Origin of the sequence: Streptomyces sp. NPDC088400 (genome assembly GCF_044753355.1) — a bacterium.
Classification (GTDB): domain Bacteria; phylum Actinomycetota; class Actinomycetes; order Streptomycetales; family Streptomycetaceae; genus Streptomyces.
Map to the genome: position 1 here is coordinate 562,480 of NZ_JBIVMZ010000004.1, position 17,530 is coordinate 580,009.

15 protein-coding genes and 1 riboswitch are annotated in these 17,530 nt (G+C 70.8%); of the genes, 6 read left to right on the forward strand and 9 right to left on the reverse strand.

What is annotated here, in order from left to right; genetic code table 11:
- Nucleotides 1-79 precede the first annotated feature (79 nt).
- On the forward strand, nucleotides 80-712 hold the full coding sequence (locus ACIQD6_RS13800; RefSeq protein ID WP_401881625.1) for a sulfite oxidase-like oxidoreductase: 633 nt from the start codon (nucleotides 80-82) through the stop codon (nucleotides 710-712).
- A 15-nt stretch (nucleotides 713-727) separates the two neighbouring features.
- On the opposite strand, the gene ACIQD6_RS13805 is transcribed toward ACIQD6_RS13800, so the two are convergent.
- From ACIQD6_RS13805 to thiO, 5 genes are all read right to left on the reverse strand, one after another.
- A complete protein-coding gene (locus tag ACIQD6_RS13805; RefSeq protein WP_401881627.1) occupies nucleotides 728-1,582 on the reverse strand; it encodes a deoxyribonuclease IV in 855 nt (284 codons plus the stop codon).
- A 6-nt stretch (nucleotides 1,583-1,588) separates the two neighbouring features.
- Nucleotides 1,589-3,529, reverse strand: a complete 1,941-nt coding sequence (gene pknB, locus ACIQD6_RS13810; protein WP_401881629.1) for a Stk1 family PASTA domain-containing Ser/Thr kinase — start codon at nucleotides 3,527-3,529, stop codon at nucleotides 1,589-1,591.
- 436 nt (nucleotides 3,530-3,965) lie between these two features.
- Nucleotides 3,966-4,760 carry a thiazole synthase gene (locus tag ACIQD6_RS13815; protein ID WP_401881630.1) on the reverse strand — a complete coding sequence of 265 codons (795 nt, stop codon included), beginning with the start codon at nucleotides 4,758-4,760 and terminating at the stop codon, nucleotides 3,966-3,968.
- A 5-nt stretch (nucleotides 4,761-4,765) separates the two neighbouring features.
- Nucleotides 4,766-4,966, reverse strand: a complete 201-nt coding sequence (gene thiS, locus ACIQD6_RS13820) for a sulfur carrier protein ThiS (protein ID WP_401881750.1) — start codon at nucleotides 4,964-4,966, stop codon at nucleotides 4,766-4,768.
- A gap of 41 nt (nucleotides 4,967-5,007) precedes the next feature.
- On the reverse strand, nucleotides 5,008-6,276 hold the full coding sequence (gene thiO, locus ACIQD6_RS13825) for a glycine oxidase ThiO (protein WP_401881632.1): 1,269 nt from the start codon (nucleotides 6,274-6,276) through the stop codon (nucleotides 5,008-5,010).
- A riboswitch (TPP riboswitch) is annotated at nucleotides 6,274-6,387 on the reverse strand. It overlaps the preceding gene by 3 nt.
- A gap of 200 nt (nucleotides 6,388-6,587) precedes the next feature.
- Here thiO and ACIQD6_RS13830 point away from each other — a divergent pair.
- The 5 genes from ACIQD6_RS13830 to ACIQD6_RS13850 all read left to right on the forward strand — a co-directional run bounded on the left by ACIQD6_RS13830 (nucleotide 6,588) and on the right by ACIQD6_RS13850 (nucleotide 11,460).
- Complete coding sequence (locus ACIQD6_RS13830) at nucleotides 6,588-7,853, forward strand: NAD(P)/FAD-dependent oxidoreductase (protein WP_401881752.1); 1,266 nt, start codon at nucleotides 6,588-6,590, stop codon at nucleotides 7,851-7,853.
- Between the two features lie 350 nt (nucleotides 7,854-8,203).
- A complete protein-coding gene (locus tag ACIQD6_RS13835) occupies nucleotides 8,204-8,569 on the forward strand; it encodes an Rv2175c family DNA-binding protein (RefSeq protein WP_401881634.1) in 366 nt (121 codons plus the stop codon).
- A 94-nt stretch (nucleotides 8,570-8,663) separates the two neighbouring features.
- Entirely contained in the window at nucleotides 8,664-9,311 is a 648-nt protein-coding gene (thiE, locus tag ACIQD6_RS13840) for a thiamine phosphate synthase (protein WP_401881636.1), read from the forward strand.
- Nucleotides 9,312-9,570: 259 nt separating this feature from the next.
- Nucleotides 9,571-10,488, forward strand: coding sequence for a methylenetetrahydrofolate reductase [NAD(P)H] (gene metF, locus ACIQD6_RS13845; protein ID WP_401881637.1), 918 nt, complete (start codon nucleotides 9,571-9,573; stop codon nucleotides 10,486-10,488).
- A gap of 51 nt (nucleotides 10,489-10,539) precedes the next feature.
- On the forward strand, nucleotides 10,540-11,460 hold the full coding sequence (locus ACIQD6_RS13850) for a hypothetical protein (RefSeq protein ID WP_401881639.1): 921 nt from the start codon (nucleotides 10,540-10,542) through the stop codon (nucleotides 11,458-11,460).
- A gap of 214 nt (nucleotides 11,461-11,674) precedes the next feature.
- On the opposite strand, the gene ACIQD6_RS13855 is transcribed toward ACIQD6_RS13850, so the two are convergent.
- From ACIQD6_RS13855 to ACIQD6_RS13870, 4 genes are all read right to left on the reverse strand, one after another.
- Complete coding sequence (locus tag ACIQD6_RS13855) at nucleotides 11,675-13,189, reverse strand: phytoene desaturase family protein (RefSeq protein WP_401881641.1); 1,515 nt, start codon at nucleotides 13,187-13,189, stop codon at nucleotides 11,675-11,677.
- Nucleotides 13,190-13,745: 556 nt separating this feature from the next.
- Nucleotides 13,746-14,354 carry a TetR/AcrR family transcriptional regulator gene (locus ACIQD6_RS13860; protein ID WP_401881642.1) on the reverse strand — a complete coding sequence of 203 codons (609 nt, stop codon included), beginning with the start codon at nucleotides 14,352-14,354 and terminating at the stop codon, nucleotides 13,746-13,748.
- 43 nt (nucleotides 14,355-14,397) lie between these two features.
- The gene (locus ACIQD6_RS13865) at nucleotides 14,398-16,650 is read right to left on the reverse strand and encodes a YhgE/Pip family protein (protein ID WP_401881644.1); all 2,253 of its coding nucleotides are present in this window, start codon (nucleotides 16,648-16,650) and stop codon (nucleotides 14,398-14,400) included.
- Nucleotides 16,622-17,404: an ATP-binding cassette domain-containing protein gene (locus ACIQD6_RS13870; RefSeq protein WP_401881754.1), complete on the reverse strand. Its 783-nt coding sequence runs from the start codon at nucleotides 17,402-17,404 to the stop codon at nucleotides 16,622-16,624. The genes ACIQD6_RS13865 and ACIQD6_RS13870 overlap by 29 nt, the downstream gene beginning before the upstream one ends.
- Between the last annotated feature and the right edge of the window lie 126 nt (nucleotides 17,405-17,530).

Sequence of the window (17,530 nt, forward strand, 5' to 3'; positions counted from 1 at the left end):
AGTGCACGCTTAGTAGGAGTTGCCGGAATTGGTGCAGACCTGGTCGGGACCACCCTCCCGGTCTGTCACCATGGAAGGCATGGGCCAGCCGGAGAACCGGGAGTATCGAGAGCCGGAACAGGCCGATCTGCCACCTGGACAACGCTTGCAGCGCGGCTGGCCGGTCACCCACTACGGGCCCGTACCGAAGTTCAAGCCGGACCGCTGGGAATTCCGCGTCTTCGGCGCGACCGCCGACGGCGACAAACACTGCTGGAACCACGAAGAGTTCTCGGAACTGCCGTTTTCCACGGTCGTCGCCGATCTTCACTGCGTGACGAAGTTCAGCATGGTGGGAGCCGAATGGGGCGGTGTGCCCGCCCGTACGATCGTGAAACTCGCACCGCCGGCGCCGGACGTCACGCATGTGATGGTCTGGGCCGAGTACGGCTTCAGCTCCAATCTGCCGCTCGCCGACTTCGACTCGGACCGTACGATCTTCGCCACCCACAAGGACGGTGAACTGCTCACCGCCGAACACGGCTTTCCGGTACGGCTCGTCGTACCGCAGCTGTACGCCTGGAAGGGACCCAAATGGGTCCGCGGTGTCGAGTACATGACGGCCGACCGGCGCGGCTTCTGGGAGGAGCGCGGCTATCACAACGTCGGCGACCCGTGGGCCGAGCAGCGCTACACCTACCAGGAGGCCCCGGGGGACGGCCCGGAACTCTAGGGTGTTACGCGTGGATCAGCTGTCGCGCAGCTTCTTCAGCCGCTCCACGTCCGCCGCGTGGCCTTCCTTGCCGCCCGGTGTCTCGATCACCAGCGGTACGTTCTCGGTCGCCGGATGTGAGAACAGTTCCCGGAACGGCTCCTCGCCGATCTTCCCCGCGCCGATGTTCTCGTGCCGGTCCTTGTGCGCGCCCGCCACGTCCTTCGAGTCATTGGCGTGGATCAGCTTGAGCCGGCCCTCGCCGACGGTGTCCACCAGCTGATCCAGCGTCTGGCGCATCCCGTGCGGCCCCGTGAGATCGTGCCCGGCCGCGAAGATGTGGCAGGTGTCCAGGCACACGCCCAGCTTGGGATGGGAGTCGAGCGCCTCGAAGTACGGGCCGAAGTCCCAGGTCATGGAGCAGAGTGAGAAACCCTGCCCGGCGGTCGACTCCAGCAGCAGGAACGGGTCGTCGTCATGGGTCAGTTCGTCGAGAAGCGGCAGCATCCGCTCCCGTACCTGCGCGAGTGCCACCTCGCGGGTACGGCCCCCGGTCGCCGACCCCGTATGCACGACCACACCCAGCGCGCCGATCTCCCGGCCCCGGCGCAGGCTGTGCCGCAGGGACTCCACGGACTTGTCGGCCGTCGCCTCGGTGTGCGAACCGAAGTTGATCAGATACGGAGCGTGCACGTACGCCGTGATCCGCTCGGCCGCGCACTCCGCGCGGAACTTCTCGTCCTGTGCCGGATTCCCGGCGGGTGCCGCCCAGCCACGCGGATTGGCCACGAAGACCTGGACGGTCTCGGCGCCCAGCTCACGCGCGTAGGGCAGACCGGTCGTGGCGAGGCCACCGGCCACCGGGACATGGCCACCGACAGGGTTACGCATGACGGGCTAGATCCCCTTGGTCTTGATGGTGATGGCGCTGCCCTCGGGAGCCTTGTCGCCGCCCTTGACGGACTGCTCGTCCACCTTGTCGTTCAGGAAGGGGAACCCGCGCTCGACCTTGACCTCGAAGCCCGCCGCCTCCAGCTGCTTCCTGGCATCGTCGGTCGTCTGCCCGGTGACATCCGGTACGGAGATCATCCGCGGGCCCTTGGACACGGTCAGTGTGACGGTGTCGCCACGGGACAGCTGAGAGCCCTCGGCGGGGGACTGCCTGGCGACGGAGCCCGCGTCCACGGGGGAGTTCACCCGCACGGAGGCGATCTTGACCTTGAGCCCCTCCTCCTTGAGGGCGGTGGCCGCGTCGTCCACGGTCTCCCCGGTCACATCGGAGACCTCGACCGGGCTGCCCTTGCTCACCACCAGCGCGACGCCGGAATCGGGCCGCACCTCGGTCCCGGAAGCCGGGGACGAACGGATCACGGTCCCCTGCGCGATGTTGTCGTCGAACGACCGGTTGACCACTCCCGTAGCCAGCCCGGCCTTCTTCAGCGTCCGCCTGGCCTCGGCCAGGGGCATGCTCTCCAGATCGGGGACCTTGACGATCTTCGGGCCGCGCGAGATCACGATGGTCACCGTGCCGTTGCCCCGGATCCGCGCGCGCGGATCGGGATCGCTGCCCATGACCGTGCCGCGCGCGAAGGAATCGCTGAAGTCCTTGCCGACCTTGACGTCGAGCCCCTCGTCGGAGAGCCGCTTCCTGGCCTCCTGCTCGCTCTGGCCGAGCAGCGAGGGGACACGGGTGAACTGCCCGGAGTTGATGTACCAGACACCCGTCCCCACGCCGAGCACCAGCAGCACGGCGACGATCGTCGCGAGGACGCCACGCCGGGGCATTCCCACGCGGCGCCGCGGGCGAGCCCGCCGGTCCGGAGGCGTACGGTCCGCAGGCGCCATCTCCAGCCGCGAGGTGCGCTGGACCCGCGCCTCCTCCGGTACGTCCTCGGCGGGAAGGATGCGCGGGATCACCGTCGTACGACCGTCGGCGGCCACGCCCTCCTCCGCCTCCGGCTTGGCCTGCGGCGGTACGGCGTCCAACTGCGTGTCACTCAGCGCGGCACGGGCCTCACGGACCAGGGCGAGCAGCGCCACCGCGTCGTGCGGACGTACATCGGGGTCACGGGCGGTGGCCGTCGCGACCAGCTGGTCCAACTCGACAGCGAGCCCGGGAACGGCGGCCGACGGCGCCGGTACGTCCTCGTTCAGATGCCGGTAGAGAATCTGGGCGGGCGTGTCCCCGCCGTGCGGCTTGGCGCCGGTCAGCATCTCGTGCAGAACGACACCGCAGGCATACACATCGACCCGCGTGTCGGACTCGCCGTACTCGATCTGCTCCGGCGCGAGATACGACACCGTGCCGAGGACGGTCCCGGTCGTGTTGGTGACATCACCCACGGTCCGTACGAGACCGAAATCGGCGACCTTCACCCGGCCGTCGTCCCCTATCAGCACGTTCTCGGGCTTCATGTCCCGGTGGACGAACCCGGCACGATGCGCGGAGCCGAGCGCCGCGAGCACCGGCTCCAGAATGTCCAGCGCGGCCCGTGGCTGAAGCGCGCCACGCTCCCGCAGCACATCCCGGAGCGTGCAGCCGGCGACATACTCCATCGCCAGATAGACATACGCCCCCTCAGCACCCTGGTCGAACACCGCGACCACATTGGGGTGCGACAACCGCGCCACCGACTTGGCCTCACGGATGAAACGCTCCACGAACGAGACATCGGCGGCGAGCGCCGGGTGCATCACCTTGAGAGCGAGAACGCGGTCGAGCCGGGTGTCGACGGCCCGGTAGACCGTGGCCATACCGCCGACAGCGATACGCGCGTCGATGCGGTAGCGGCCGTCGAGCACCTGCCCGACGATGGGGTCATTGAGGGTCGTATCCACGCAGGTGAGTCTACGAGCCGGAGCGGATGCTCCCGTAGCCCCTCTGTTTTTGGGGCTCGGTTCGCCGGACGACCCAACCAGAACGTCCGGGCACCCCCACCCCAGACCGGAACCCACACCCCAACCTCAGCCCCCACCGACCCCATCACCCCACCGGGGGCGGCGTACGGAACCACGAGGCGGCGCGCAGCCAGGCGACGGGCGGGAGGGGGACGGGGGCGCAGGAGGTGACGTGTCCGGACGTAGAGCGTGATTTGTGCCGCACACCGGCCCGCACCCGACCACGAAACCCGCACGCGGCGTAAATCATGCAGTCCGGACATGCGCCTCCGGAGCCCCCGGCCCCCGCACCCACCACAAACCCGCACCGTCCCGCATCCCCCGCCGGACGGCGCTCCGCACCGTCCCGCATCCCCCGCCGGACGGCGCACCGCCGTCAGAAGAACGGCCGCTCCGGATCCAGCGCCGCCACCCCCTCCACAGGCGACGACGCCGTAGCGAAGTGCCGCCGAGGAATCCGACCGGCCCGCCACGCCAGCCGCCCCGCCTCCACCCCGTACCGCATCGCCTCGGCCATCAGCACCGGTTCCTGCGCCCGGGTGACCGCCGACGCCAGCATCACCGCCGCGCAGCCGAGCTCCATCGCGAGCGCCGCGTCCGACGCGGTGCCCGCGCCCGCGTCGAGGATCACCGGGACGCGCGCGTGCTCGACGATCAGCTGGAAGTTGTGCGGGTTGCGGATGCCGAGCCCGGAGCCGATGGGCGAGCCCAGCGGCATGATCGCGGCGCAGCCGACGTCCTCCAGTTTTCGGGCGAGTACCGGATCGTCGTTGGTGTAGGGCAGCACGGTGAAGCCGTCGTCGACCAGGGTCTCCGCCGCGTCGAGCAGCTCGATCGGGTCGGGGAGCAGGGTGCGTTCGTCGGCGACGACCTCTAGTTTCACCCAGTCCGTGCCGAGCGCTTCGCGCGCGAGGCGGGCGGTGAGGACCGCCTCTCCGGCGGTGTAGCAGCCGGCGGTGTTGGGCAGGGCGCGGATGCCCAGAGAGTCGAGTACGGACAGGACGGAGCCCTGGACCGTGGGGTCCAGGCGGCGCATCGCGACCGTGGTGAGTTCGGTGCCGGAGGCGATCAGGGACCGTTCCAGTACGTCGAGGCTGGGCGCCCCGCCCGTCCCCATGATCAGCCGTGAGGTGAAGGTGGTGGAACCGATGGTGAGCTGGTCGTCGGCCATGGGGCTCAGCCTCCCTGGACGGCGGTGAGGACTTCCACGCGGTCGCCGTCGCCGAGCCGCGTGCCGGACCACCGGGTGCGCGGGATCACCGTCTCGTTGACGGCGGCGGCGACGCCCGAGGGCGCGGGGGTGAGGGTCGCGACCACGAGGTCCAGCGTGGTGGCCGCGGCCAGTTCGCGTGGTTCGCCGTTCACGTAGACGTTCACGGAGGCGTTGGCGTTGACGTTGGCGTTGACGTTGGTACCGGTCATGAGGGCTGCTCCTGATGTACGGAGACGGAGGCTGCGGAGGCGGAGGCTGCGGAGTAGGAGTCGGGGGAGAAGCGGCGGGGCGTGAACGGCCGGGCCTCTTCCGGCAGTTCGCCCGTGGTCAGAGCGTCGGCCATCGCGTCGCCGGTGACGGGCGTGAGGAGGACCCCGTTACGGAAGTGGCCGGTGGCCAGGTGCAGTCCCGGCAGCGTGGTGGGCCCGAGCAGCGGCGCGTTGTCCGGCGACCCGGGGCGCAGTCCGGCGAGGGTCTCGGTGAGCGGCAGCTCGGTGATGCCGGGGACCAGTTCGTGGGCGTCGCGCAGCAGCTCGTACACCCCGCCCGCGGTGACCGTGGTGTCCCAGCCGAGGTCCTCGCTGGTGGCGCCGATGACCAGCTCGCCGTTCGCGCGCGGTACGAGGTAGATGTGGCTGCCGCGCACCACCGCCCGTACCGTCCGGGACAGGAAGGGCGCGTACGGGCCGGGGACGGTCAGCCGCAGGACCTGGCCCTTGACGGGCCGTACCGGCGGCGTGATGTTGTCCGGTACGCCCGCGAGCCTGCCGCTGAGGCTGCCGCCCGCCAGTACCACCTGGTCGGCGGTGAGCGTACGGCCGTCGGAGAGTACGGCGCCGGCGGCCCGGTCCCGTACGACGGAGAGGCGGTCGGCCCAGGCGCGGTGGAAGATCACCCCGGCCCGCTCGCAGGCCGTCAGCAGGGCCGCTGCCAGCCGGCGCGGGTCGATCTGGTGGTCGCCGTCCACCCGCAGGCCCCCGCGCACGCCCGGCGCGAGCATCGGTTCCAGGCGCCGGCACTCACGGCCCGTGAGCCACTCCGAGGCCAGCCCCGAGCGCTGCTGGAAGGCGTGCAGCTCGCGCAGCTGGGCGCGGTCGTCGGTGTCGAGGGCGACGGCCAGGGTGCCGCAGGCGCGATAGCCGGTGTCCTGGCCGCCGGCTTCCTCCAGCTCCGCGACAAAGCGCGGGTAACGCTCGGCGGAGGCGAGATTGAGCCCGAGCAATGCCTGTTCGCCGTAGTGGAGTTCGGTGACGGCGGCGAGCATGCCGGCCGCGACCCACGCGGCCCCGCCACCGGGCTCGGGGTCCACGACGGCGGTACGCAATCCGCGCTGCGCCGCCCGCCAGGCGGTGACCAGGCCGATGATCCCGCCGCCGATGACGAGCACGTCGGAACCCGTGTCCGTACCGCCCGTACCGGTGGTGCTCGTACGGGGTTCTCGACCGGGCGTATGAGCTGTATGAGATGACTGCATGGGCGTCCAGCCCCTCCCTTCGCCGGCATGACCCGGATCAGGTTCGTACGGTCGGAGGCTGCCTCGGCCTCCCTCTCAGCCCGGTGCGCCCGGACTCCCGCGAGGTAGTGTCGACGGCCAGACTAACGCCCTGTTCCCGGGCGCAGTAGGGGAGTGTTCGCGTGGGCCCGTTCGCCGGGCGGACTCGTTCCCCCGGCCCCCGGGGGGCTCCGTCGACGCCGGTCTCGCCCGCTGCCGCGCCGGGCTGGACGAGAGGCTCCTTTCCTGACGGATCATCAGCTGTCTAAGGTGATCGGGTGAGCGAGCAGCGGATGTGGACGGATCAGGGTCAGAGCCAGGATCAGCAGGGGCAGGGGCAGGGGCAGGGGCAGGGGCGGACGGAACAGCCGCGCGTGGTCATCGTCGGCGCGGGCATGGCCGGCGTACAGACCGCGGTGGCCCTGCGGGAGAAGGGCTACGGCGGCCCGGTCACCCTGATCGGTGCCGAACCCCACCCGCCCTACGACCGGCCGCCGCTCTCCAAGGCGGTGCTGCTCGGACAGACGGCCGGTTCGGCCTTCGACATCGACTTCGAGGGGCTCGCCGTCGACCTGCGGCTCGGGCTGGAGGTGACCGGGCTGCGGGCGTCCGCGAGGGAACTCGACACCCCCGTCGGCCCCGTTCCGTACGACATCCTGGTCATCGCCACCGGCGCGGAGCCGGTGCCGCTGCCCGGCACCGAGGGCGTCTCCCACGTCCACCTGCTGCGCACGCTGGACGACGCGGAACGGCTGCGCCCGATCCTGGAGCAGCGGCAGGAGATCGTGGTCGTCGGCGCGGGGTGGATCGGCGCCGAGTTCGCGACGGCCGCCCGTACGGCGGGCTGTGTCGTGACGGTGGTCGAGGCGGCGGACGCGCCGTTCGCGGGCGCCCTGCCCGCCGAGGTCGCCGCGCCCATGGCCGACTGGTACGCGGAGAGCGGGGCGGAACTGCTGACGCACGCGCGTGTGGCGGGCGTCGAACCCGGCACGGTCGTCCTCGCGGACGGCCGGCAGCTGCCCGCCGACGCGGTGGTCGTCGGCATCGGGGCACGGCCGGCGACAGGCTGGCTCACCGGCTCGGGCGTCGCCCTCGGTCCGGACGGCTCGGTCACGGCGGACGAGCGGCTGCGGACCTCACTGCCCGAGGTGTACGCGGTGGGCGACTGTGCCTCCTTCCCGTCCGCCCGCTACGGCGAGCGGCTGCTCGTACACCATTGGGACAACGCGCTTCAGGGGCCGCGTACGGTCGCCGCCCAGGTCATCGGCGAGACCGAGCAGGTCTACGATCCGGTGCCGTATTTCTGGTCCGAGCAGTTCGGTCGCTTCGTGCAGTACGCGGGCCACCACGAGTTCGCCGACACGCTGGTGTGGCGCGGTGATCCTGCGGGGGCCGCCTGGTCGGTGGTGTGGCTGCGGGAAGAGGTGCTGGTGGGGCTGCTGGCGGTGGGCAGGCCCCGGGATCTCGCGCAGGGCCGCAAGCTGATCGAGGCGGGCGCGCGGCTGGACCGGGAGCGGGCAGCGGATCCGTCGGTGCCGCTGCGGAAGGCTGTTGTCTGAGCGCTCGGTGACGGTGTGCGACCGTGACGGTACGGGGTGAGTGCGGGATGACCACGTCAGGGGTGCGGTGCGTGTGCGTTGCGGTGCTTCTGTCGGGCTCACCACCTGCGGTGACCCACCACGCCCTCGGCACAGGATGACCACGGCCGGGGTGCGCGCGGTGCCTCTGTTGGGCCCACGGTCCACAGTGACCCACCACGCCCTCGGCACAGGATGACCACGTCCGGGGTGCGCGCGGTGCCTCTGTTGGGCCCACGGTCCACAGTGACCCACCACGCCCTCGGCACAGGATGACCACGTCCGGGGTGCCTCGGGTACCGTCTGTCAGTCCCAGATGGCACGCTTGTCCTGTGACCGAGATTGACGCAAAGATCGATGCTCTCGTCCCCGCCTGGCTTCACCTGCCCGACATCGCGGAAATGCTCGATGTCGAGGTGACGCGTGTGCGGCAGCTGGTGAAGGAAGGCCAGCTGATCGCGGTGCGCCGCGGCGAGAACAGGACGCTCCAGGTGCCTGCCGCCTTCATTGACGGCAACAAGGTCGTCAAGGGCCTCGCCGGGACCTTGACGCTCCTGAAGGACGACAGCTTCACCGACGAAGAGATGCTTGAGTGGCTCTTCACCCCCGACCCGACCCTGCCGGGCACGCCCGCGCAGGCGCTCAGTGAGAATCGCGGCACGGAGGTGAAGCGCCGGGCCCAGGCGCTCGCCGTCTGACGAGACCATCACTCGCGGTGTACGGCGACGCCATGACCGCGCCGCGCGGTCATCAGTCGCCGTACACCGCCGACCCGACGGGGGATCTTTTTTCATGCCCACGGCTCATGCGCTGTCCGATGCCCGGCTCTACCTCTGTACGGACGCGCGCAAGCGGCAGGGGGACCTTCCCGCGTTCCTCGATGCCGTGCTCGCCTCGGGCGTGGACATCGTGCAGCTGCGGGACAAGGGCATGGAGGCGGCCGAGGAGCTGGACCACCTCAGGGTCTTCGCCGACGCCTGCCGCCGCCACGGCGCGCTGCTGGCCGTGAACGACCGCGCCGATGTGGCGCATGCCATCGACTCCGACGTACTGCATCTGGGACAGGGCGACCTGCCCGTCCCCGCGGCCCGCGCGATCCTCGGGGAGGCCCCGCTGATCGGCCGTTCGACCCATGCCGAGGCCGAGGTGGACGCGGCTGCCGTCGAACCAGGCGTGGACTATTTCTGTACGGGCCCGTGCTGGCCCACCCCGACCAAGCCCGGCCGTCACGCGCCGGGGCTCGATCTGGTGCGTCATGCCGCGTCGCTGGCCACGGAGCGCCCGTGGTTCGCGATCGGCGGGATCGACGCGGCCCGTCTCGACGAGGTGCTGGACGCCGGTGCCCGCAGGGTCGTCGTCGTGCGGGCGATCACCGAGGCCGACGACCCGGCAGAGGCTTCGGCCGCACTGGCCAAGCGGGTGCGGGAACGCGCGCTGTGACGGGTGACCGCGCGGTGTGACGGCCGACGCACCGGGTGACGCGTGGACGCACCGGGTGAGGTGTGGACGCACCGGGTCAGTGGGCGTGGTGCCGTACGGCACGGCAGTCGCCCGGCGGATGTCCGGCGGGTGTCCGGTGGGTGTTCACGGGTGTTCGCCGGTCGGTCGTAGGTGTCCGAACAGTGGACAGTTAACCGGCAAACCCGGCAAATCCCCTGGCACGGTTGGGTGAGCGCCGTGCCATCGATAGCCTGCATGTATGGCCCTTGGCACAGCTTCGACCAGATCGGATCACGCACTGACCGTGCGTGATCTCCTCGCGACCGGCAAGACTTCCTTCTCGTTCGAGTTCTGGGCGCCCAAGACCGAGAAGGGTGAGCGCAACCTCTGGAACGCGCTGCGCCGGGTCGAAGCGGTGGCCCCGAGCTTTGTCTCCGTGACCTACGGCGCCGGCGGCTCCACCCGCGAGGGCACCGTCAAGGCCACCCAGCAGATCGCCTCCGACAGCACGCTCACGCCGGTGGCGCATCTCACCGCGGTCGGCCAGTCCGTCGCCGAACTGCGGAACATGGTCGGGCAGTATGCCGACGCCGGGATCCGCAACATCCTCGCCGTGCGCGGCGATCCGCCCGGCGACCCCATGGGTGAGTGGGTCAAGCACCCGCAGGGCGTGCGCTACGCCGCCGAACTGGTCAGCCTCATCAAGGAGTCCGGGGACTTCTGCGTCGGGGTGGCGGCCTTCCCCGAGATGCATCCGCGCTCCTCCGACTGGGACTCGGACATACGCCACTTCGTGGACAAGTGCCGGGCCGGTGCCGACTACGCGATCACGCAGATGTTCTTCGAACCCGAGGGCTACCTGCGGTTGCGCGACCGGGTCGGGGCCGCGGGTTGCGCGACACCGATCATTCCCGAGATCATGCCGGTCACCAGCGTCAAGATGCTGGAGCGGCTGCCGCAGCTCAGTACCGCGGTCTTCCCGCGGGAGTTGAAAGAGCGGATCCTCTCGGTCAAGGACGATCCCGCCGCTGTACGCTCCATTGGCATCGAGTTCGCGACGGAGTTCTGCGCCGGTCTGCTCTCCGAGGGCGTCCCCGGCCTGCACTTCATTACACTCAACAACTCCACTGCGACGCTCGAAATCTACGAGAATCTCGGACTGCACGAGCAGTCGTGACCGGCCGTACCCGCCTTGTCCCGGGGCGGTGACCGCAAGAGAGGGGCGGGCATGGGCTGGACGGTCCTCTATATCGCGTTCGGCATCGTGGCACTGTGGCTGCTGGGCGAGGTGCTGCTCCAGTACAAGGCGCGACTGCGCTGGCGCCTGCTCGCCTTCACCGGATTCATGGGTGTGGTGCTCGGTGTCCTGGTGCCCTCCGTCTTCGTGATCGCCGTGGGCACGATCGCGTTCGCGATCGGCCAGACCTATGTGACGCTCTCCTTCCGCCGCGGCTTCTCCACGGGGTGGGCGATCGGCGGCCGCCCGGGGGCCAGCCGCCGTCGCAGGCCCGGTGGCAAGGCCGCCGACCGTGAGCCCGCGCTGGAGGTCTCGGATCTGGAGTACGAGCCGGTGACCTCCGCCGCCGAGACCACCGCCGCGTACGAGGCGGCGCCGTCGGCCGCCGAGACTTCCCCGGTGTACGAGCCGGAGCCGATGCCCGACGAAACCGGGCAGTACGGCGTCTACAACGACGCGGCCCAGGACGCGCGGACACCGGGACAGCCGCACCACTCCGGCACGAACGAGTACGGCGGCGGATACGGCACCTACCCCTATGAGCAGCCCGTGGGCCAGGGAACGTACGGGGCGCAGGACGCCTACTCCGGCCAGGGCACCTACGCGGACCAGGGCGGCTACACCGGCCAGGACGACTACGCGGCTCAGTACGACTACGGCAACGGCCAGCAGCAGTACGCCGCGTACTCCGACCCGTACGTCGGCTCGGCCAACAGCGGTCAGCAGTACGGTTCGTACGACAGCTTCGGTGGCCAGCAGCAGTACGCCGACCCCTACGGGGGGCAGGAGCAGTACGGCAACGACACTCCGCCCGGCGGGGTCTGGGTCCCGCAGCAGCGCGACCGCGACGGGGACCAGCCGCAGCCCCCCGGTTACGACCCCGGTTACAACGACCAGCAGTACCGCTACTGACGGGCAGTCAGCGGTGCAGCGGCCAGCGGTGCAGTGGTCAGTGGCCTCGCCGGATGGGCCGTGGCGCGGCGGACCGTCGGCCGGGCAGCCCTTCGCCCGACAGGCAGTCCCCGGCAGGCCAGTCACCCTCCCCGGGAGATTCTGGCTGTGCCGGGAAGCTCTTCGGACCGGAGCGTGCGGCTCGGACCGGAGGTGCGGCTCGGACCGCGCGCCGTCACTGTGAGCCCCGGAAGCCCGCTCCTTCGACGATCAGCCCCGCGACCAGTGCCCCCGACATCCCGGCGTGGGCGAGCCCGCCGCCCGGATGCGCCCAGCCGCCCGCCAGATAGAGCCCGGACATCCGGGTGACGTTCGACGGACGCAGCAGCCGGCCTCCCGCTCCGGCCAGCGCGGGCGCCGGGACCGAGCCGCCCGTCGCCCCTGTCTCCGCAGCCGTGTCGGCGGGCGTCCGCACCTCGCGCCGGACGAGCCGCTCCGCCACTCCCGGCACGGCCGCTTCGGCCGCCGCCACCAGCACATCCGCGTACTGCTCGCGCAGCGCCCCGTCGGACCAGTCCACCGGGCCGTGCGGCGCGACCGTCGCCGTGACCGTCACCGCCTCATGGCCGTCGTCGGGGCGCGTCCCCGGGTCGTCGGGCCGCAGCACCGTGACCGTCGGGCGCCGCGCCGTGCCACCGGCGAAGATCTCGGCCGCTTCGGCGCTTCCGTCGGGGGAGTGCACCACCGTGCGGTGCGCCGCGTCCCCGTCCCGTGCCCCGCGCAGCGCCAGCAGTACCGTGAACCGTCCGGGCACCAGGGCGCCGCCGCCGGCCGATTCCCCCGGCCGTACGTCACCGTCCTCCCGGAGGTCGCGCTCCACGAGACGCTCCGGCGCGACGCCCGCGACCACCCGGTCCGCCGTCACGACCGTGCCGTCCGCCAGCTCGATCCCGGCGGTCGCGCCGTCCTTCTCGACGATCCGGGTCACCTCGGCCCCGAAGACGAACTCCACCTTGCGGGCCACGCACCGCTCGTACACCGCCCGCGCCAACTCCCGTATCCCGCCGCGCACATACCAGCTGCCGAAGGTCTGCTCCAGATACGGGAGCAGGGCGGCGCTCGCCGGGGCGTGCCGCGGGTCGAGGCCGTACGACAGGGCGTACCCGTCCAGCAGGGCGGCGAGCCGGGGGTCGGCCAGCTCCCAGGCGCCGATCTCCGCGACCGTGGCGGCCTGCCGGGCGCCGCGCAGCAGTCGCCGGTGCCGGACGGCCGGATACGGATCGCGCCCGAGCACCTGCCGGTCTGCCCACAGCGGCTCCTCCAGCAACGGCCGGCGCGAGCGGTCCCAGGCGTCCCTGGCCCGGCCGAGGAACGCCCCCCAGCGCTCACCCGCGCCCGCGCCGAGCGCCGCGTCCAGAGCGGAGACCACACCGCCGCGCGACGCGTTCGGCAGCCGTACGTCGGTGCCGTCCGCGAAGACATGGCGGCTCGCCGGGTCGACCTGGTCGAGCTGGACGCACTTCTCCAGGGGCTCCTTGCCGGTCTTGACGAACAGATCGCGGTAGACGGCCGGGAGATGCAGCAGACCGGGCCCGGTGTCGAAGACGAATCCGTCCCGCTCGAACCGGCCCACCGACCCGCCGTAGGTCGCCGCGCGTTCGTACACCGTCACCCGGTGGCCCGCCACAGCCAGCCGGGCGGCCGCCGCCATGGCGCCCATCCCGGCGCCGATCACCACAATCCGTGCCATGCGGATGACTGTAACGACCGGCACTGACACGTCAGCCCGGCGGTCGGGAAATACCGTCTGTGGCCAGGCGTTTCTCCGCGCGGTGGGGAGGAGTGCGGAGTCCTGAGTACCCGTACCTAGTACGGGAGATGAGTAGGGACGCGGATGGGGCGCCACCTGCGCAGACGGAAGAGTGGAGACCACGGAAGGGGCGCGGCGCCGGAACCGCCGACACGGGGCGGCGGAAACGGCGCGGCTCCCCTGCCGGCACGGGGGTGCGGACGGGGAGCCCAGCGACCACGGGGGATCACGGGGGATCACGGGGAAGCGGGCTCTCCGGCACCACGGGGGTGCGGGTACGGGGGATAGCGGGGGAAGCAAGGTACGGGGAACGGGGGAGCAGCAGGGGGCACGGGGGAAGCAAGGCACGGGGGAAAACGGGGGAGACACGGGGGAACGCGTCGGCCCGGTGAGGCTCAGGGGGGACTGAGCCTCACCGGGCCGACGTTTTTCCGTTCCGTGCGTTGTGCTGTTCCGTGAGGGCCGGACCGTTCCGTGCGGGGCGGGGCGGTCGGTGTCAGCGCCCGCCGACCCGCCCGTGCAGCAGCAACGAGAGCGCCGAGTGCACATCGTCTATCGACCGCTCCGGCTGGAACGCCTGCCAGTCCAGAGCCGCCACCAGCACCATGCCCACCAACGCCGCCGCCGTCAGCGGAATATCGATCTCGTCGCTCAACTCACCGCCCTCGACGGCCTCCTTGAGTACCGTCTCGACCACCGCGACCGCTTCCTGACGCACCACCAGCAGCGTCGACTGCCAGGCCCGGTTCGTCCGCCACAACTCGGCGACGTACAGCTGGGTGAAGGCCGGATAGCGGTCGATGAAGACCAGGCCGGCCCTGATCATCGCGTCGAGCGCCTCGACCTTGCTGCCGTCGCGCTCGGACGTCTCGTCGGCGGCGGTCCGCAGGGAGGAGGTGAGCAGCCCGACGCCGTGCCGCAGCAACTCCTCGAACAGCTCCGTCTTGCTCTTGAAGTTGTAGTAGACCGTGCCCTTGGCGACCCCGGCGCGCTCGGCGATCTCGTCCACCGTCGTGGCGGAGAAGCCCTGCTCGGCGATGAGGGTTACGGCGGCCTCGTAGAGCTTCTGCCGGGTGGCCTGGCGGCGGGTGCTGGAGCTGTCCATGGCGACGATTGTCACAGGTCCCCGCCCCACCGGCCCGCCACGCTCACAGGCTCAGCTCGGGATGCAGCCGGTCGAGCGTCCACACCTGCTTGCGCCGCGCGGACAGGGCGGTCAGCGCCAGCGCGCCCGCGGTGAAGGCGGCGAGGACGGCGCAGGCCTGCCAGACCGGACCGAGTCCGCCGCCGGTGATGAGCCGGCGCAGCGCCTCGACCACGTAACTCATCGGCAGGAAGGGGTGGATGGCACCGAAGAAGCCCGGACTGGTCTGTACGGGATAGGTGCCGCCGGCCGAGGTCAGCTGGAGCATCAGCAGTGCCAGGACGAGGATCCGGCCCGCCGGTCCGAAGCGGGCGTTGAGCCACTGGACGATCGCCGTGAAGCAGCAGGTGACCAGGGCGAGGAAGCCGACGGTGCCGGCGGCGTGGGTCATCTCCAGGCCGATGGCCCAGTGCAGTACGGAGATCAGCGCGCCGACCTGGAGCAGACCGATCGCGGCGACCGGCAGCCAGCCCGCCATCGCGATGCGCAAGGAAGAGGTGCCGGCGGCCAGTGCGCGCCGGTTCATGGGCTGGATCAGCATGTACGCCACCATCGCGCCGACCCAGAGGGACAGTGGAATGAAGTACGGGGCGAAGCCGGTGCCGTAGTTGGGCGCCGCGTGCATGGAGCGTGACGCGAGCTGGACGGGGTCGGCCATCACATCCGTACGCCGGTCCCGGTCCTTCCGGTCGTAGTCGGGGATCTTCCCGACGCCGTCGTTCAGGCCGCCGGCCAGTTCGGCCGATCCGTCGGCGACTTTGAAGAGCCCGCCGTCGAGGGAGTGTGCGCCGGTCTCCAGATCGCCGATGCCGGTGTCGAGCGTGGTGGAGCCCTTCTTGGCGCCCGCCAGTCCGGTGTGCAGTTGGTCCGCGCCCTTGGCGACCTTCTTGGCACCGGTGTTGAGCGCGTTGATCCTGGTGACGGCGGTCTCCAGGTTCTCGTCCAGGTGAGGCGCGCGCTCGGCGAGGTCGTTCGCCTGCTTCTGGAGTGTGGCGAGACGGCCGTCAAGCTTCTTGAGGTCGCCGCTGTTGGTCTTCACGAGGGCGTTGACGTCGTCGGCGACCTCGGCCACGTCGGCGGCGGCGGTCCTGGCGCGCTTGAGCGCGGGGCAGGCGGAGGGATCGGGAACGACCGTCGTGGCGGCGGGAGTTGCACCGGGGCTTGTTCCCGTTCCCGTTCCCGTTCCCGTTCCCGTTCCCGAGCCCGTCTCCGTTCCCGAGCCCGTCTCCGTTCCCGTTTCCGTGCCAGTGCCGGTGTTCTCTTCGGGGGCCGTTGCGGAGCCCGCGCTCGTCCCGGGGAGGTTCTCGCAACGCGTTCGGTAGACGGTGTTCAGTTCGTCGGAGGCCTGTCGCGCCCTGGTCGCGGCAGTGGGGGCGGACTTCACGAGCAGGTCGAGGTTGTCCCGTATCGTCCGGGACGAATCCGCCACCAGCCGCGCCGAGCCGGCGATCGTCTTCCCGTTGTCCTTGAGGTACGGACGGACGTCCGTGGCCACGCCGTTGACCTTGTCGGCGAGCGACTGGGTTCCGTCGGCGACCTGTTGGGAGCCGGTCTCCAGATCGGCCGCGCCCTTGTTGAGTTTCGTCAGACCGCCGGCCAGCTCACCGCTGCCGTCCTTGGCGGTGTTCAGCCCGTCCGCGAGATCCTTGGAACCCTTCTTGGCCTGTCCGATACCGCCCTTGAGCTTGTCGGCGCCCCTGGCCGCCTTCTCGGTGGCGTCATGGATGTCGGAGAAGGAGATGAAGATCTTGTCGAGGAAGGAGCGGGAGGCGTTCGTCGAGGCAGCGGTCCGCACCTCCGAGAACACGGTCCGGGAGATCTGGCCGACGATGTAGTTGTTGGCGTCGTTCGTACGCACCTGAAGCGCGCCTGTCTCGGGTGCGTCGCCGGAACTGGACGCGATCCTCCTACTGAGGTCCGCCGGCATGGTCAGGGAGAGGTAGTACGAACCGTCCTCCACACCCTTGCGCGCCTCGGCCGCGCTCACCTCGTGCCAGGCGAACACCTTGCTGTCGCGCAGTCCTTGGGTGATCTCGTCGCCGGCTGTGATCTTCCGGCCGGCGGCGGTGGCGCCCTTGTCGTCGTTGACGAGCGCGACGGGGATGCGGTCGAGCCGTCCGTACGGATCCCAGAAGGACCACAGGTACAGCGCGCCGTACAGCAGCGGCAGCAGCATGATCGCGACGAGCGCGGCGACCGGCAGTTTTCCCCTGCCGAACCGCTTCAGCTCAAGCGCGGCCAGTTTCGGCGAGCGCATCGGCTGCCCCTTCCTCGTGCTCGGTGTCCTCGTTCGGCTGGTCCTTCGACTCCTCCGTACGGACGATGCCGTCCACGCCGTCCGCACCGGCGCCGGCCTCGGGAGCCTGGCTGCACACGGCCAGCACCGTGGTGCCGCCGTCGGCGACGGACCGCATGAGCTGCCAGGCCTCGGCCCGGCCGGTGTCGGAGAGCTTGAGATCCAGGTCGTCCACGGCCAGCAGCCGTGGCCGGCCGATCAGTGCGAGAGCCACCGAGAGGCGCAGAGCCTCCAGCCGCTCCAGGTCGCGCACCGAGGTGCGCTCTCCCTTCGGCAGAGTGGCCAGGTCGAGCCCGGCGGCCGTCAGCGCGGCATCGATACGGCCACGGGCCTCGGCGGCCCGCTCGGCGCGCGGACGCAGCAGGGCGCGGAGCGAACCCCCGAACCGTCTTTGCAGCAGGGCGCGTTCGCGCAGATGCTCGGCGACGGTCAGGGCCGGATCGAGATCGCTGACGCCCGGGACGGGGCCGAGGGAGCTGATCCGGCGTACGGCGGCCATGGCGCGCGGCAGGGCCAGCCCACCGACCTCGGCCCGGCCCTCGGTCGGTCGCATCCGGCCCGTGAGCGCGAGCAGCAGGCAGGTACGGCCCGAGCCCGACGGACCCACGATCGCGACGACGGTTCCGGGCGCGGCGTCGATCCGTACGTGGCGGAACACCCAGCCGCGCGACCCCTTGAGCCCGAAGTCCTCGGCGCTGACGGCCGCGCCGAGGATGCCATGCGCACCCTGTACGCCGTGTGTGTCGGGTGTGCCGTGCGTGTCGGGTCCTTCGCCTTCGCCGTCCTGGCTGTCCCGGTCGTCCTCTCGGCTGACCACGCGCCCTCCCCAGGCCGTTTTCTT